This is a genomic window from Pantoea sp. S18, assembly GCF_045689705.1.
GTDB classification, from domain to species: Bacteria; Pseudomonadota; Gammaproteobacteria; order Enterobacterales; family Enterobacteriaceae; genus Pantoea; species Pantoea symbiotica.
The window spans coordinates 3,536,197-3,551,000 of the sequence record NZ_CP142688.1 but is presented as its reverse complement, the minus strand read 5'-3'; the positions used below and the strand labels follow the sequence as shown (position 1 = coordinate 3,551,000).

At 53.6% G+C, this 14,804-nt stretch carries 17 protein-coding genes; 5 read left to right on the top strand and 12 right to left on the bottom strand.

The window, feature by feature from the left end; translation table 11 throughout:
* Nucleotides 1-75: 75 nt before the first annotated feature.
* From mltC to mutY, 3 genes are read right to left on the bottom strand one after another with little or no spacing between them, the layout of a single operon-like run.
* Nucleotides 76-1,155 (bottom strand): membrane-bound lytic murein transglycosylase MltC, encoded by a 1,080-nt coding sequence (mltC, locus tag VIJ98_RS16465; protein WP_008107227.1) that lies wholly within the window; start codon nt 1,153-1,155, stop codon nt 76-78.
* A gap of 54 nt (nt 1,156-1,209) precedes the next feature.
* Nucleotides 1,210-1,482, bottom strand: a complete 273-nt coding sequence (locus VIJ98_RS16460) for an oxidative damage protection protein (RefSeq protein ID WP_007890330.1) — start codon at nt 1,480-1,482, stop codon at nt 1,210-1,212.
* Nucleotides 1,482-2,567, bottom strand: a complete 1,086-nt coding sequence (gene mutY / locus VIJ98_RS16455) for an A/G-specific adenine glycosylase (protein ID WP_323275042.1) — start codon at nt 2,565-2,567, stop codon at nt 1,482-1,484. Before mutY ends, VIJ98_RS16460 begins: the two co-directional genes overlap by 1 nt.
* Before the next feature lie 154 nt (nt 2,568-2,721).
* On the opposite strand from mutY, the gene trmB reads away from it, so the two are divergent.
* The 4 genes from trmB to VIJ98_RS16435 all read left to right on the top strand — a co-directional run bounded on the left by trmB (nt 2,722) and on the right by VIJ98_RS16435 (nt 7,061).
* Nucleotides 2,722-3,441 (top strand): tRNA (guanosine(46)-N7)-methyltransferase TrmB, encoded by a 720-nt coding sequence (trmB, locus tag VIJ98_RS16450; protein ID WP_008107230.1) that lies wholly within the window; start codon nt 2,722-2,724, stop codon nt 3,439-3,441.
* Nucleotides 3,441-3,767, top strand: coding sequence for a YggL family protein (locus VIJ98_RS16445; protein ID WP_008107231.1), 327 nt, complete (start codon nt 3,441-3,443; stop codon nt 3,765-3,767). The genes trmB and VIJ98_RS16445 overlap by 1 nt, the downstream gene beginning before the upstream one ends.
* Before the next feature lie 102 nt (nt 3,768-3,869).
* A complete protein-coding gene (locus VIJ98_RS16440; RefSeq protein WP_323275041.1) occupies nt 3,870-4,586 on the top strand; it encodes a DUF2884 domain-containing protein in 717 nt (238 codons plus the stop codon).
* A 174-nt stretch (nt 4,587-4,760) separates the two neighbouring features.
* Nucleotides 4,761-7,061 (top strand): Ig-like domain-containing protein, encoded by a 2,301-nt coding sequence (locus tag VIJ98_RS16435; RefSeq protein WP_323275039.1) that lies wholly within the window; start codon nt 4,761-4,763, stop codon nt 7,059-7,061.
* 37 nt (nt 7,062-7,098) lie between these two features.
* Here the strand turns inward: VIJ98_RS16435 and hemW are convergent, their stop codons facing one another.
* The 4 genes from hemW to VIJ98_RS16415 are packed head-to-tail and all read right to left on the bottom strand — an operon-like array spanning nt 7,099 to nt 10,131.
* Entirely contained in the window at nt 7,099-8,250 is a 1,152-nt protein-coding gene (gene hemW / locus VIJ98_RS16430; protein WP_323275036.1) for a radical SAM family heme chaperone HemW, read from the bottom strand.
* Entirely contained in the window at nt 8,243-8,836 is a 594-nt protein-coding gene (locus tag VIJ98_RS16425; RefSeq protein WP_154155286.1) for an XTP/dITP diphosphatase, read from the bottom strand. The genes hemW and VIJ98_RS16425 overlap by 8 nt, the downstream gene beginning before the upstream one ends.
* A gap of 20 nt (nt 8,837-8,856) precedes the next feature.
* Nucleotides 8,857-9,411 (bottom strand): YggT family protein, encoded by a 555-nt coding sequence (locus VIJ98_RS16420; RefSeq protein WP_008107240.1) that lies wholly within the window; start codon nt 9,409-9,411, stop codon nt 8,857-8,859.
* Between the two features lie 12 nt (nt 9,412-9,423).
* Nucleotides 9,424-10,131, bottom strand: a complete 708-nt coding sequence (locus tag VIJ98_RS16415) for a YggS family pyridoxal phosphate-dependent enzyme (protein ID WP_008107243.1) — start codon at nt 10,129-10,131, stop codon at nt 9,424-9,426.
* Between the two features lie 16 nt (nt 10,132-10,147).
* On the opposite strand from VIJ98_RS16415, the gene VIJ98_RS16410 reads away from it, so the two are divergent.
* The gene (locus VIJ98_RS16410; protein WP_323275034.1) at nt 10,148-11,140 is read left to right on the top strand and encodes a type IV pilus twitching motility protein PilT; all 993 of its coding nucleotides are present in this window, start codon (nt 10,148-10,150) and stop codon (nt 11,138-11,140) included.
* A gap of 54 nt (nt 11,141-11,194) precedes the next feature.
* On the opposite strand, the gene ruvX is transcribed toward VIJ98_RS16410, so the two are convergent.
* The 5 genes from ruvX to endA all read right to left on the bottom strand — a co-directional run bounded on the left by ruvX (nt 11,195) and on the right by endA (nt 14,793).
* Entirely contained in the window at nt 11,195-11,611 is a 417-nt protein-coding gene (gene ruvX, locus VIJ98_RS16405; RefSeq protein WP_008107247.1) for a Holliday junction resolvase RuvX, read from the bottom strand.
* On the bottom strand, nt 11,611-12,174 hold the full coding sequence (locus VIJ98_RS16400; RefSeq protein WP_008107249.1) for a YqgE/AlgH family protein: 564 nt from the start codon (nt 12,172-12,174) through the stop codon (nt 11,611-11,613). Before VIJ98_RS16400 ends, ruvX begins: the two co-directional genes overlap by 1 nt.
* Nucleotides 12,175-12,256: 82 nt before the next feature.
* Nucleotides 12,257-13,201, bottom strand: a complete 945-nt coding sequence (gshB, locus tag VIJ98_RS16395) for a glutathione synthase (RefSeq protein WP_323275032.1) — start codon at nt 13,199-13,201, stop codon at nt 12,257-12,259.
* Nucleotides 13,202-13,279: 78 nt separating this feature from the next.
* The gene (gene rsmE / locus VIJ98_RS16390) at nt 13,280-14,011 is read right to left on the bottom strand and encodes a 16S rRNA (uracil(1498)-N(3))-methyltransferase (RefSeq protein ID WP_008107252.1); all 732 of its coding nucleotides are present in this window, start codon (nt 14,009-14,011) and stop codon (nt 13,280-13,282) included.
* 74 nt (nt 14,012-14,085) lie between these two features.
* A complete protein-coding gene (endA, locus tag VIJ98_RS16385) occupies nt 14,086-14,793 on the bottom strand; it encodes a deoxyribonuclease I (RefSeq protein WP_061720234.1) in 708 nt (235 codons plus the stop codon).
* Nucleotides 14,794-14,804 lie beyond the last annotated feature (11 nt).

Here is a 14,804-nt window from a genome sequence, read left to right as displayed (position 1 = left end):
AAAAGGTCGCCATGAATGGCGACCCTACACGTAAGGTGGGCATTTATGCCCACCTTTTTAAATCAATACCTTATCTTAAAACCGGCGATAACTGCGCTGCGCCTGGCTCACTTTATACAGATAACGACGCGATTCCGCCGATGGATGGTTGGTGGTCAGCGTCTGGTAAACTTCCGTCGGCGACATACTATTTATTGACGAGAACGCGCGATCCTTATCGCTGGAGAACACGCGCAGCACGCTGCCCGCACCGCCGTTGTACGCCGTAATCACCGCATAACGCCGTGATGTCGGATCCTGAATCCCACCTAAATAACTTCTCTGCAGCAGCGACAAATACGCGGTGCCCGCATCAATATTATTCTCAGGATCAAGCAGATAGCTGCGGCTCGGTTTGCCGCCTTTGCCCTTCATGCGGAACACATCGACACCGGCAGTGTGCTGCACCACCTGCATCAGTCCCAATGCATCAGCATGGCTCACCGCATACGGGTTGAAGCTCGATTCAATCTGCATAATCGCCAGAATCAATGACGCATCGACGCCATATTGCTCAGCGGCTTTGCGCACCATCGGCAGATATTTGTGCGCACGTTTGTCGAGGTGGTTTGGCACCATCGGAATGGTAACCGACCAGATGACGTGCAATCCGGAGGTGCGTTTCTGCAGTTTGTTTTGAATCAGATAATCAGCAAAGCTACCGGCGCGGCCCTGCCAGCGAATCGGCTGGCCGGTATTATCCAGCACCTGGCCGTACAGCAGCGGCTCTTTACTGATTTGAATATCGTTGGCATCGGAGTAGAGATCGACATTGCCCGGATCTTCGCCAATCAACAGTGTGGTGATGATCGCCTGACGCAGGCTGGCCATCGGATCGGTGCCGGAAATGGTCTCAATGGTGATGCTACCGCTGTCAAAGTTGATGTGACTGCGGGTGTAATAGCCGTCGCTATATTTGACGTAATCTTTCGGTCCGGCGATCAGAACTTCATTGATTCCCCAAATGTTTTCAATATTGTGGGCAAACTGGCCCATCAAAATATCAAAACCGTTGGTGTCCTTGACCCACTCTTCATGGTACTGCGATTTTTTTTGTCCGGAGCAGGAGACCAAAAGTGGTGCAATCACCAAGAGCGCTATCAGTTTTTTATTCATTGTTAATGCGTGCCTGAATCGAAAAAGAGGGCCTCAAAGGGAAGCCCTGAACGGTTATTTTTCTGGCGGGGTGTAACCTTCAATGTGCACATCTTTGCCTTCGAACAGGAAATTGATCATCTCCTTTTCCAGCACTTTGCGATCTTCCGGGTTCATCATGCTCAATTTCTTCTCATTGATCAGCATGGTTTGCTTGGACATCCACTGCTGCCAGGCTTCTTTGGAGATCTCATTAAAGATGCGCTTACCCAGCTCGCCAGGATAGAGCTGAAAGTCCTGACCTTCAGCGTCGCGTTGCAGATAAGTACAAAAAATGGTGCGGCTCATTACTCTTCCTCTTCGGTCACGTCTGCTCGACGCGTAAGCTGCTGGGGATGGCGCAATTCATGCAGCAAGCGCTCAACCGGCGCCGCCAAACCCACTGACGGTGGTTGCGCTAAGTTATACCAGAGACCGCCCGCTTCATCCATCAGCGACCCAGCCGAAGGCCATGCTAGCCACATAGGCACAATGTCTAAGTGGAAATGGCTAAAGGTATGGCGGAACGCGGTGAGCTGCTGCGGTTTGGCATGAATGCCGCGCTCGGTTAGCCAGTCAGTTAGCGCTTGCTCACTTGTAAATTGTGGGAAGCAGAACAATCCGCCCCAAAGGCCAACCGGCGGACGCTGCTCTAACCACACGTCATCGCCATCCTGCATCATCAACATCCAGCCGCTGCGTTCTGGCAAGGTCTGCTTGGGTTTTTTGCCCGGATATTCAGCCCAACTGCTGTTGGCATAAGCGACGCATCCGCCGTTGAGCGGGCAGATTTCGCATTTAGGGCGTGAGCGAGTACATACTAACGCGCCAAGGTCCATCATCGCCTGATTGAACTGGCTGACGCCTGCCGCTGGCGTGACTTCTTCGCTGATCTGCCACAGCCGTTTTTCAACGTCCTTTTTACCCGGCCAGCCGCCCACCGCGTAGCAGCGCGCCAGCACGCGTTTTACGTTGCCATCCAGAATCGGGAAGTGCAGACCGAGCGACAGCGATAACACCGCGCCCGCAGTAGAACGACCAATGCCCGGCAGCGCTGCAACATCGTCAAAGTTACGCGGGAACTCGCCGCCATGCATCTCCACCACCTGTTTCGCGGCTTTGTGCAGATTACGCGCACGCGCGTAATAGCCGAGACCGGTCCACAGATGCAGCACTTCATCCAGCGGCGCAGCCGCCAGATCGGCCACAGTTGGGAAACGCGCCATAAAGCGTTCAAAATAGGGAATGACGGTAGCAACCTGGGTTTGCTGCAGCATCACTTCAGAGAGCCATACCTTGTACGGCGTTTTCTCCTGCTGCCACGGCAGGGTTTTGCGACCGAAGCGCTGATACCAATCCAGCACTTGTTGCGCGAACGTCGGCGCTTGCATCATAAGAAGGAAATTTTCCGTGTTTACTCTACAATCAGGCAGGAATTCCAGCACAGAGACCTCAGGGTGTAAACCGGAACATTGCAAAGGCTTGCTTCTGCTTCCTAACTTTGCATAATGCCCGTTTCCCAGAACAGGCTAACCAGCAGGCTTCAACATGATTAATGACGTCATCACCCCAGAATTTGATGAGAACGGGCGGCCATTACGCCGTATCCGCAGTTTTGTGCGCCGTCAGGGGCGCTTAACGAAAGGACAGCAGCTCGCGCTCGATAATTTATGGCCGGAGATGGGCGTGGAGTTTCAGCAGGAGCCGCTGGATCTGGTGACGCTGTTTGGCCGCGACGCGCCGGTGGTGCTGGAGATCGGTTTCGGCATGGGCGCCTCGCTGGTGACCATGGCGCAGAACAATCCGCATCAGAACTTCCTCGGCCTGGAAGTGCATGCGCCGGGCGTGGGTGCTTGCCTTGCATCGGCGAAGGAAGCGGGCGTGGAAAACCTGCGCGTGATGTGTCACGACGCGGTGGAAGTGCTGCAGAAGATGATTCCGGATAACTCGCTGCGCATGGTGCAGCTGTTCTTCCCGGATCCGTGGCACAAAGCGCGCCATAACAAACGCCGCATCGTACAGGTGCCGTTTGCTGAGCTGGTGATGCGCAAATTGAAGCTGGGCGGCGTGTTCCATATGGCAACCGATTGGGAAGCCTACGCCGAACATATGTTAGAAGTGATGAGCAGCATCGACGGATATAAAAATCAGTCGGAAAGTAACAATTACGTGCCGCGTCCAGAAACGCGTCCGTTAACCAAGTTTGAGCAGCGCGGGCAGCGACTGGGCCATGGCGTATGGGATCTGATGTTTGAGAGGGTGAAATAATGGCCGTACAGCGTAGCCGTCGTTTGCGTAAAAAACTGCATATTGATGAGTTTCAGGAATTAGGCTTCTCCGTCGCATGGCGTTTTGCCGAAGGCACCACCGAAGAGCAAATCGACGCCACTGTTGATCAGTTCATTAATGAAGTGATCGCGCCGAATGGCCTGGCGTATGACGGCAGCGGTTATTTGGTGTGGGAAGGTCTGGTGTGCTTGCAGGAAACCGGCAAATGCACCGATGAACATCGCGAACTAGTGCGCAAGTGGCTGGAAGCCCATAACCTGACCGATGTGCAGGTGACTGAACTCTTCGACGTTTGGTGGGACTAAGTTTTAGTGGTTGATGCGGGAAGGTGGCCATAAATGGCCACCCTACAACGGAATTCGTAGGGTCGCCATTTATGGCGACCTTTTTATTGCTCAGGAGATTTCATGGTTCGTAAGGCACTTATCGCCGCGCTGCTGCTGGCGGCAACTCAGGCTCAGGCTGCATACGAGTGCAGCGTCAAGCCACAGGATGATGTGATCATTAAACCGCAGAGCGTGCAGGTGGTGGGAACCAACGGCAACCTCGAAATCACTCCGCAGGGCGATGTGCAGTTTAATGGCCAGAAGGTCAACGTGGATAACGCCGCGCGCCAGAAAGCCATCGATTATCAAACCGCGCTTCGTCGCGATTTGCCGTGGATCGATAACGGCGCGACCTCGCGTCTGGAACGCAGCCGCGTGGCGCTGGATAAAGTGATTGTCGAAAAGCTTGGCGAGAACAGTAACGTGCGTAATCGTCTCACCAAGCTGGATGGTCAGCTCAAGCAGCAAATGAACCGCATTATTGAGCATCGTCCAGACGGTTTGACCTTCCATCATCAGGCTATCGATCAGGTGCGCGCGGAAGGCGAGAAGCTGGTACAGAGCACGCTCGGCGGCATCATGCAGGATAGCCTCAACGAAATGGGCAGCAGCCAGGCGGCAAACGGCAGCAATCCATTGCAGGCGATCATGGGCAACCTTGGCGGCCTACAGCAGTCGGTGCAGGCGGAATGGAATAAGCAGGAGCAGGATTTCCAGAACTTCGGCCACGAAGTGTGTAACCGCGTTACCGTACTTGAAGATCAGCGCAAAGGATTGATGCAGGGCGTTAAAGGATAATTGCCCAGAGTTTGAGAAAGCCAGCCCATAACGGGCTGGCTTTTTAGTTTTAAGCGTTACTGCATTTAAGAATCCCGGATTCGGGACGAATCTGATAACTGTAAAAATTCTAATTAATAAAGATGGCAATGGTTTAGCAACCCCATGAAATCATTTATTTTTTAAGGAATTTTTATGCTATTTTCTAACACCTCTGCTTCCAATAATAATCCTTTGGTACTCCCACCGCTTATCGTGCTAGCCGAGTCCGGTTGGTATAACGATGCGCAAAAGCGCTGGGAAGGCAGCGTGCCATCACCAGACACTGTTGCAGTGATCATCACCATCAACGGAAAAAATCCAATTAGCGTGCCGGTAGTGGGCGGTCGTTTTGAATGGACGCCCACGATGCCATTGGCAGATGGCGAATATGTTCTCACCTTTACTGCGATGGATGCTGCCGGTAACAGCAGTACGCCCATTGTCGTCGATTACAACATTGATACCATTGCGCCAGACAAGCCGGTTATCACCGCAATTGAAGACGATGTTGATGGCGGTATCCAGAACGGTAATAGCATTAAGCGTAACGGTTATACCAACGATGCTAACCCAGTGATTCGCGGCGAGGCTGAAGCGAACAGCCTGGTATACATTTACAACAAAAACAGCAAAACTCCCCTAGCTTCGGTAAAGGCGAATTCGCATGGTGAATGGGAAGTCGAAGTCAATTTGCCAAGTGATGGCGCTTATGAACTCAGCGCCGTGGCAGAAGATCGAGCTGACAATCGCAGTCAGGCATCGCCGATATGGAAATTTGAACTTGATACGCAGAAGCCCAATGAGGCAGCAATCAGTTTCTATAAGGATGATGTGGGTCTCTATCGTGGCGAGTTTAATTTTAATCGCGCCACCGATGATCGTCGCCCAGAGCTTCATGGCATAGGCGAGTTTGGAGAATTTGTGCGTGTACAATATGCCAGTAAGAACGGCAGTTGGATAACCACTGCAACCGTAACGGTTGATAGCAATGGCCAATGGAAGTGGACACCACCCATTGATCTTGCGGATGGCGAGTGGAGTTTCCGCGTTCGCGGCATCGACCACGCGGGTAATGTGAGCAAATGGAGTAGCAGCACGTCGCTGATCATCGACACCACTACTATCCAGCCAACCATTTTGCAGGCGATTGATAATGTTGGGCCGATCAGCAATATATCACCAGGACAAGCAACCGATGACCCACGGCTGGATTTCAGCGGTAAAGCGGAAGCCAGCAGTCTGATTACCCTTTATCAAAATGGTATTGCTGTTGGATCGACTCAGGCAAGCGTTTATGGTGACTGGAAAATTACGCCATCTAAAGACATGACTGTTGGGATAAATAATTTTAGCGTCAAGGCGATAGATGCTGCAGGTAATGAAAGTGTGTATTCCACCCAATATCCGGTGCATTATAAGCCGTTACCAGAATATGAAAGAAACTACGAAGACTGGGAGTCCAGAGGGAATGATAACTGGTCAACAGGTAGAATTTATAACTATGGCAAGCTTAAAGTCACTGAATTGAAACATGGTGATGCAGCGAATGGCTGGCATACGGGGATTATTACGAACGGCAAGACACATAATGATTATTATCATGGTCGTGCAGTCACTATGTTGGATAACTCCATTGTTAAATATGATTTTGGTGAAACCGACTTCGTTGCTTTCAATTACGCTAACTTACACAACAATAATACTCAGGTGAAAATTTTCTCGCCAAACGGTGAACTGATCGCCACTCAATTTCTCGCCAGCAGTGGCACCATTAATTATGAATATCAGAGTAGCAAATTTAGTTATCAAACAACGGCCAATAAACCGATTGGTTACATAGAAGTGCACTCTGCCGTTGATCCAGATACCTATGCATATTATTGGTTTAAGGGCTGGGTTAAAACGGTCAATGATGTTGGCTGGACCATTGATACTATGACCTGGGGAAGTGGCGAAGCAGGTGGGGTTAGTAAAGTTAACAGCATCGCTTCAACAGATGCGTCCCCAATTTACTCCCCAACTGCTGGTGAACTGCATATTATTGATGTCGCCAATTGGTTAATCACCACACAGTATTTGCATCCTGAAACTGCGGCAAGCATTGTCTTTGATAGTGCCAACCAGATAATTGATTTTGCAGCAGTGAGTGAGCGTGTGGATGGCATGCAAAAAATCGATATTACTGGCGTAGGCAATAATCAGCTTAATCTTGATTTAAAAGCATTGCTGACTGAAGGCGCCAATGGTTTATTTATCAGTGATAACAGTAAGCAATTTATGATTGATGGTGATGCCGGTGACCGAGTTATTCTTGATCGTGCTGAGTTCAGCGATGGCTGGTTAATGTCACAGAATAAAGTGCAGGTTGGCGGAGAAAATTGGACGCTCTTAACCAATAGCAAGGAGCATTACACGCTGTTAGTGAACCAGGAAATAGATATTACTTACGGCTAATACGAGAAAAAATGCCCGGTTTATGCCGGGCATTCTTTTACTCTTCGGTCAGGAATAGCTCCAGCAGCGAGTTCAGGAACAGTTTCCCTTTCTCGGTTATCTGCCAGTTCTCCGTGGTTTCCACCACATATCCCGCACTTATCGCCGCATCAATTTGCGGGCGAATCACCTGCTCATGCATGCCGGTGTAGCGGCGGAAATCAGCGCGCGGTGCCGCTTCCAGCAGACGGAAACGGTTCATAAAGAATTCGAACGGCTTGTCGTTCTCAGCCACGTCGTGCTGCTTATCGAGATAGTTGCCTTTCATAAAGCCGCGCGGATGGCGGGTTTTTACCGTACGCACGATGCGACCATCGGCTTGCGTCAGCTTGCCGTGTGCGCCACAGCCAATGCCGAGGTAATCACCGAAACGCCAATAGTTGAGATTGTGCTCGCAGCGATAACCCGATTTGGCATACGCCGAGGTTTCATATTGTTGATAGCCCGCAGCGCTCAGCAGTTGATGGCCTTGCTCAAAGATATCCCACAGCGCATCGTCATCCGGCAGTTTCGGCGGGCGCGATCCGAATAAGGTATTCGGCTCAATCGTCAGCTGATACCACGACAGATGCGGTGGGTTGAGCGCAATCGCCTGGCGCAAATCATCCAGCGCTTCTTCCAGCGACTGATCCGGCAAGCCGTGCATCAGGTCGAGGTTAAAGCTGCGCAGACCTAAACCTTCCGCCAGCTGTGCAGCGCGCACCGCTTCTTCCGGCCCGTGAATGCGGCCAAGGCGCTCCAGCTTTTGGGGACTGAAACTCTGCACGCCAATCGAAATACGGTTAATACCGGCTTTCTGGTAGCCGCTAAAGCGATCGGCTTCCACGGTGCCCGGATTGGCTTCCATGGTGATTTCCGCATCGGCCGCCAGCGGCAAACGCGCACGCACGCCGTCCATCAGCATCTGCATTGCATTGCTGCTCAGCAGGCTTGGCGTACCGCCGCCGATGAAAATAGTGCGCACTTCACGTCCGCCGGTCAGCGGCAAATCCTGTTCGAGATCGTTAAGCAGGTGCTGCACATACTCAATGTGCGGCACCTCGCCTTTTAACGCGTGAGAGTTGAAATCACAATACGGACACTTCTGCACACACCACGGAATGTGGATGTACAGGCTTAATGGCGGCAACTCAGGTAAAAAATCAGGCATTGCGCATCGCTTCCAGCAGCAGCGTCAATGCTTTTCCACGGTGAGAGACGGCGCGCTTTTCGTCTTTACTCAGCTCTGCCGCCGTTTTACCTAATTCAGGTACATAAAAGATGGGATCGTAACCGAAACCGCCTGCGCCCGCTGCCGCGCGGGTGATTTCCCCGGCCCAGCTACCGTGGAACACCAGCGGCGTTGGATCGGCGGCGTGACGCACGTAAACCAGCACGCAGTGGAACTGCGCCTGACGTTCCCCATCCGGCACCTTTTCTAATGCTACCAGCAGCTTTTCGAGATTTTGCTGGTCGCTGGCATCAACGCCCGCATAGCGCGCGGAGTAAATCCCCGGCGCGCCGCCCAGCGCATCGACCGCCAGACCGGAATCATCGGCAATCGCCGGTAAGCCGGTGATCTCGGCCGCATGACGCGCTTTCAGAATGGCGTTTTCGATAAAGGTCAGGCCGGTTTCTTCCGCCGACTCAACGCCGAGTTCGGTTTGCGCCACGATATCAAGCCCGAAGGCCGCTAACAGATCGGCCAGTTCACGAACTTTGCCCGGATTACCGGTAGCGAGAACAACTTTTTGCATAACAGTTCCAGATAGACGAATTACAGCAAATACCAGAGACCTGGGAACAGGTCCATGCCGAGGAAATTCAGCGCGTACAGCACCAGAATCACAATCATGGCAGAGAAATCTATACCGCCCATCGCCGGCAGAATACGGCGAATTGGCGACATCAGCGGTTCAGTCAGCTGCATCAAAACCTGATCCACCGGGCCGCGACCCTGGCTGATCCAGCTCATCAGCGAACGAATGATGATCACCCAGAACACCAGATAACCGGCGGATTTCACCAGCGACAGCAGGCCAACCAGCAGGTTGGTGGGATCAACCGAGAACACGCCGACCTGAATCAGCAGCAGGATCGGATATTTCAGCGTGGTCAGCACAAAGGCCAGCAGTAGTGATGCGGTATCAATCGGCCCAATCGCCGGGATCACGCGGCGCAGCGGTTTGATAATCGGTTGGGTGATCTTCACGACAAACTGCGCCAGCGGGTTGTAGAAGTCACAGCGCGACCACTGCATCCAGATGCGCAGCAGCAGCACCATCACGTACAAATCGATCAGCGTTTTGACTAAAAACGTCAGTGTTAACATGAGGTTCCTCAATTATTGTTGTGAAGGTCGCGCATAATCCCGCGCGCCAAAAACGGCGGTGCCAATACGCACCATGGTGCTGCCCGCGGCGATGGCCGCGTCCATATCGTCGCTCATTCCCAGAGAAAGCGTATCGACGTCAGGATAATCCTGTTTTAAGGCATGAAACGCGGCGGCCATCTGCTGACACACCGCTAATTGCCGCGCGTAGTCTGATTCGGGTGCCGGAATCGCCATTAGCCCCCGCAAGCGCAGCTGCGGCAGTGCGGCGATCTGTTGCGCCAGCTCCGGCAGCGCCTCCAGCATGATGCCAGATTTGCTGTTCTCGTCACTGATATTTACCTGAATTAACACGTTGAGCGGCGGCAACGACGCCGGGCGCTGATCGTTCAGGCGCTGCGCGATGCGCTGGCGGTCAACGGTGTGGCACCAGGCGAAGTTTTCCGCTACCAGACGGCTTTTATTGGATTGCAGCGGGCCGATAAAGTGCCATTGCAAATCAGGATGTGCGGCCAGTTCAGCCACTTTTTCAACCCCTTCCTGCACGTAATTTTCACCGAACGCTTGTTGTCCAGCGGCAATGGCTTCTGCGACCGCGCTCGCAGGTTTGGTTTTGCTCACTGCAAGCAGCGTAATTTCTTCTGGCGCGCGGCCGCAACGTGCGGCGGCAGCGGCGATACGCTCACGCACTTGCTGTAAGTTGTGCTCAATGGAAGTCATAGTCAGGAGAAGTTAAATGGAGTTGGATGAAATTGTGGCCCTTAGTGTAAAGCATAACGCCGCCGATCTGCACCTTTGCAGCGGACATTTGCCGCACTGGCGGCGACAAGGCGTGCTGGAGCCGATTCCGCAGCAAAACGCACTGGATGGCGGCTGGCTGGAAGCCTTTATGCAGCAGTGGCTGACGCCACCGCAACAGGCCGAGCTGGAGGAGAACGGCCACGTTGACTTTGCCATCACGCTTGCCAGCGGCATTCGACTGCGCGCCAACCTTTTTATGCAGCGTCACGGCTTATCGCTGGCGCTGCGGTTGATTGCCAGCCACGCGCCCGATCTCAGCAGCCTGCATTTACCCGACGTAGTGAGCCAGTTGTTACAGCTGGAAGAGGGGCTGATTTTAATTACCGGTGCCACCGGCAGCGGCAAATCAACTACGCTGGCGGCGATGGTGGATTGCCTGAACCGCCAACAGGCGCGGCACATCCTGACGCTGGAAGATCCGATTGAGTTTGTGCATCGCAGCCAGCGATCGCTGATTCAGCAGCGCGAAGTCGGCGCACATTGCGCATCGTTTCAACACGGGCTGAAAGCTGCGCTGCGCGAAGATCCTGATGTGATTCTGCTCGGTGAATTGCGTGATAGCGAAACCATCCGCCTGGCGCTCACTGCGGCAGAAACCGGCCATCTGGTGCTGGCTACGCTCCATACGCGCGGCGCAACCCAGGCGGTTGATCGGCTGGTGGATGTGTTTCCCGCTGAGGAGAAAAATCTGGTGCGCACCCAATTAGCGGGCAGCCTGAAAGCGGTGCTGGCGCAGCGTTTAGTGCCGGCGAAAGCGGGCGGGCGTATTGGCTTGTTTGAAGTGTTGGTAGCGACGCCAGCGGTGGCGAATCTGATTCGCGAGGGCAAGATGCATCAGTTGCCTGGCGTGTTGCAAACCGGTGCGCAGGCGGGCATGCAGACATTTGCGCAGAGCGAGCAGGCGCGGCAGTTAGCGGGGATGATTTAACGTGTTGTTGTTATATCGGTCGCCATGAATGGCGACCCTACGAAAATGCACGCTTTAATGCGTGTCAAACCAATCTTCGAGGATAATCACGGCGGATTGGGAATCAACCTGGCCTTTCTGTAACGCACGAAAGCCGCCGCGTTCAAACAGGTCGGCACGCGCTTCGACGGTGCTCAGGCGTTCGTCCTGCAGCTCGACGCGAACGCCAAAACGGCCATGCAGGCGATTGGCGAACTTACGTGCACGCGTGGTGAGCTCCTGTTCGGTGCCATCCATATTCAGCGGCAAACCCACCACCACATAATCGGGCTGCCACTCTTTCAGCAGCTTTTCGATCAGCTTCCAGTCCGGCGTGCCATCCTGCGCTTTGAGCGCCGTTAACGCGCGGGCGGTGCCCGTTAACTGCTGACCCACAGCAACGCCGATGCTTTTGGTGCCGAAATCGAAGCCCAGTAAGGTTTCACTGGCCATCAGGCGTGTCCTGCATCGGTGGCAATATTGTGAATATCAACACCTAAACCGCGTGCCGCTTCACGCCAGCGCTCAGCGATGGGCGTCTGGAACAGAATATTGGTGTTAGCAGGCGAGGTGAGCCAGGCATTCTCCAGCAGCTCATCTTCAAGCTGACCTTTCTCCCAGGCGCAATATCCCAGCGCTACCAGCACGTTATCGGGCTGCGAAGTGGTACCGATCGCTTCCAGCACATCACGCGAGGTGGTGATCACCGTGGTGTCTGAAATACGAATGCTTGAGGAGTAAATGCGCTGCGCCGAGTGCAGGATGAAACCACGATCTTCCGCCAGCGGACCACCGGCGAACACCGGCTTGTCCAGTTTGATGGCAGGATCGCGTTCGGATGCGCTAATTTTTAGCTTTTTCAGAATGCCTTCAACCGTCAGGTTATCCATCGGCTTATTCACGATCAAACCCATGGCACCATCTTCATTGTGCTCGCAGATATAAACTACCGAGCGTTTGAACAGTGGGTCCTGCAGCGACGGCATCGCAATTAAAAAATGATGCTGTAAATTCATTATCACTCGTATACCAAAAATAACCGGCGCAGCCGCGGCAGCGCCGGTTTTGGGTGTTCACGGAGTGGAGACTCCGACGGCATCAGCCCAGGCGTTTCTCAATGGCATCCATCAGCATGCCAGTGATCGATATCGGGAACGCGGCCTCGATTTCACGTACGCAGGTTGGGCTGGTCACGTTAACTTCAGTCAGTTTATCACCGATGATATCCAGGCCGACAAAAATCAGCCCTTTAGCTTTCAGCGTTGGGCCGACGCGACGTGCAATTTCCCAGTCGCTGTCGCTCAGCGGACGCGCTTCACCACGGCCACCGGCCGCCAGATTACCGCGCGTTTCGCCGCCTTGCGGAATACGCGCCAGGCAGTACGGCACAGGTTCGCCATCCACTACCAACACGCGTTTGTCGCCATCTTTGATCGCTGGCAGATAGTTCTGCGCCATGCAGAAGTTCTGGCCATGATTGGTCAGGGTTTCGGTGATCACGCCGAAGTTGGGATCGTCTTGCTTCACGCGGAAGATCGATGCGCCGCCCATGCCGTCCAGCGGCTTCAGGATCACGTCGCCATGTTCCTGCCAGAAGGCGCGCAGCTGCTCTTTGTTGCGCGTGACCAGCGTATCTGGCGTCAGGTCGGCAAACCATGCGGTGTAGAGCTTCTCGTTGCAGTCACGCAGACTCTGCGGTTTGTTGACGATCAGCGTGCCTTGCTCTTCTGCGCGTTCCAGCAGGTAAGTGGCGTAGATAAATTCGGTGTCGAACGGCGGATCTTTACGCATCAGCACCACGTTGAGATCGGCCAGCGGGATATTCTGCTCGCTGCCAAACGTGTACCAGTTGTTGTAGTTCTGCTCAACGCTCAGCAGACGGGTGCGCGCATAGCTCACGCCACCGCGCAGGGAGAGATCGCTCATCTCCATGTAATGAATTTCGTAACCACGGCGCTGTGCTTCCAGCAACATGGCGAAGCTGGTGTCTTTTTTAATGTTGATGGACGAAATTGGGTCCATAACGATGCCAAGCTTAATCATTATTCTCTCCTGTACGGGGGAATCTGCCGCCCCGAAAGCAATGGTGCTGTGTGTTGAGCTGCAACCCGCAAGTATCGCTTAACCGAGGTCACCAAACCTCACCTGAAGTGCCGTAATGGCGGTGAGTGCGGTGGTTTCGGTGCGCAACACGCGTGGTCCAAGCAGAATATCGGTAAAACCCTGCTGCGCAGTCATGGCAATTTCATCGGCGGTTAAGCCACCTTCCGGCCCAATCAGTAAGCGCAGGCGCTCAACCGGCTGCGGCAGCGTATTGATGCTGTGGCTGGCGCGCGGATGCAAATTGAGCTTCAAACCGTCTTCGGCTTCCGCGCACCAGGCTTGCAATGTCATCGGTTCGCGAATTTCCGGCACACGATTACGACCGCACTGTTCACAGGCGGCAATCGCGATTTTCTGCCATTGCTGAATTTTTTTCGCCAGTCGCTCGGCATCCAGCTTTACGCCGCAGCGTTCAGAAAACAAGGGCGTAATCACATTCACGCCAAGTTCGATCGATTTCTGGATAGTGAATTCCATTTTTTCACCGCGCGACATCACCTGGCCGAGGTGTAAATGCAGCGGGGATTCACGGTCATCAGCCTGACTGGCAAGGACCCTTACTTTTACACGCTTTTTATCAGCCTGGGTGATTTCGGCGCTAAAAGTCAGATTACTGCCATCAAACAGCTCAATTTGCTGACCGGCCGTCATGCGCAGCACGCGTCCGACATGGTTAGCGGCATCCTCGTCGAGGAAGACTTCACTGTTAACTTCGAGAGATTCGGGATGATAAATGCGAGGTATACGCATGCGGTTCCTGCCAGCGTTATGCCGTGTCAGCAGACACGGCGCAATCGAAAAAAAGCTAGTGTAGGGTAGCGCTTTTAGCGCTGGCAAGCCTGCTGTACGTAGGAATTATGATTTCCCTGCACTTTAGCGATGCGATTGTCGCGCTCGCACTCCCACGTCGTCACCGGATATTGCTTATCCCACGCGGTAAACAGCTGGGTTTGCTGACGCGACAGGCGCAGATGATATTGGTCGCGCATATAGAAGTAAGTGCGGGCAATGGCGCCACGCGCACGCTCCGGCGGCTGCGCTAGTTTCTGCTTAAAATCGACCTTCATGCCGCATTGACCGTACTGCTGTTCGCCGCCGTTCCACTGGCTGTACTGGAAGTTATTGCGGTCGCCGTTCACTTCACCAATCGCGGGTTGCAGGTTATGCAGATCGCTTTCGATGCGGCGGTAATCGGCATCTTTGCTGCAGCTTTTGCGGCCGCCGTTTTGCCAGCATTGACGCTGATGGCCGAACTCCCACGCGGGCATCACATGTTCCCACTCAATACGTTCGGCGCGATTGGCGTTTTTGCGCACGCTGTAGCCGCAGCTGTTTAAATCGGGCACGCCCTTTTTGCCGTGCCAGCTGATTTTGCAGCCGCAGTAAAAGTCGGCTGGCGCATCAGCATTGATCTGCGCGGCATACGCTTTGGCCTGACTAAAATTGTTTTGATGATAGTTAGTGAAACTGAGGCTGTAAGCGCTAAGCGGGGCAACTAATAAGGTAAGTAACAGCAGCGTTTTGCGAGACATATTCCAAAAAT

Coding starts and splice junctions, on each gene's coding strand:
- mltC (WP_008107227.1), bottom strand. CDS start 1,155: ATGAATAAAAAACTGATAGCGCTCTTGGTGATTGCACCACTTTTGGTC.
- VIJ98_RS16460 (WP_007890330.1), bottom strand. CDS start 1,482: ATGAGCCGCACCATTTTTTGTACTTATCTGCAACGCGACGCTGAAGGT.
- mutY (WP_323275042.1), bottom strand. CDS start 2,567: ATGATGCAAGCGCCGACGTTCGCGCAACAAGTGCTGGATTGGTATCAG.
- trmB (WP_008107230.1), top strand. CDS start 2,722: ATGATTAATGACGTCATCACCCCAGAATTTGATGAGAACGGGCGGCCA.
- VIJ98_RS16445 (WP_008107231.1), top strand. CDS start 3,441: ATGGCCGTACAGCGTAGCCGTCGTTTGCGTAAAAAACTGCATATTGAT.
- VIJ98_RS16440 (WP_323275041.1), top strand. CDS start 3,870: ATGGTTCGTAAGGCACTTATCGCCGCGCTGCTGCTGGCGGCAACTCAG.
- VIJ98_RS16435 (WP_323275039.1), top strand. CDS start 4,761: ATGCTATTTTCTAACACCTCTGCTTCCAATAATAATCCTTTGGTACTC.
- hemW (WP_323275036.1), bottom strand. CDS start 8,250: ATGCCTGATTTTTTACCTGAGTTGCCGCCATTAAGCCTGTACATCCAC.
- VIJ98_RS16425 (WP_154155286.1), bottom strand. CDS start 8,836: ATGCAAAAAGTTGTTCTCGCTACCGGTAATCCGGGCAAAGTTCGTGAA.
- VIJ98_RS16420 (WP_008107240.1), bottom strand. CDS start 9,411: ATGTTAACACTGACGTTTTTAGTCAAAACGCTGATCGATTTGTACGTG.
- VIJ98_RS16415 (WP_008107243.1), bottom strand. CDS start 10,131: ATGACTTCCATTGAGCACAACTTACAGCAAGTGCGTGAGCGTATCGCC.
- VIJ98_RS16410 (WP_323275034.1), top strand. CDS start 10,148: ATGGAGTTGGATGAAATTGTGGCCCTTAGTGTAAAGCATAACGCCGCC.
- ruvX (WP_008107247.1), bottom strand. CDS start 11,611: ATGGCCAGTGAAACCTTACTGGGCTTCGATTTCGGCACCAAAAGCATC.
- VIJ98_RS16400 (WP_008107249.1), bottom strand. CDS start 12,174: ATGAATTTACAGCATCATTTTTTAATTGCGATGCCGTCGCTGCAGGAC.
- gshB (WP_323275032.1), bottom strand. CDS start 13,201: ATGATTAAGCTTGGCATCGTTATGGACCCAATTTCGTCCATCAACATT.
- rsmE (WP_008107252.1), bottom strand. CDS start 14,011: ATGCGTATACCTCGCATTTATCATCCCGAATCTCTCGAAGTTAACAGT.
- endA (WP_061720234.1), bottom strand. CDS start 14,793: ATGTCTCGCAAAACGCTGCTGTTACTTACCTTATTAGTTGCCCCGCTT.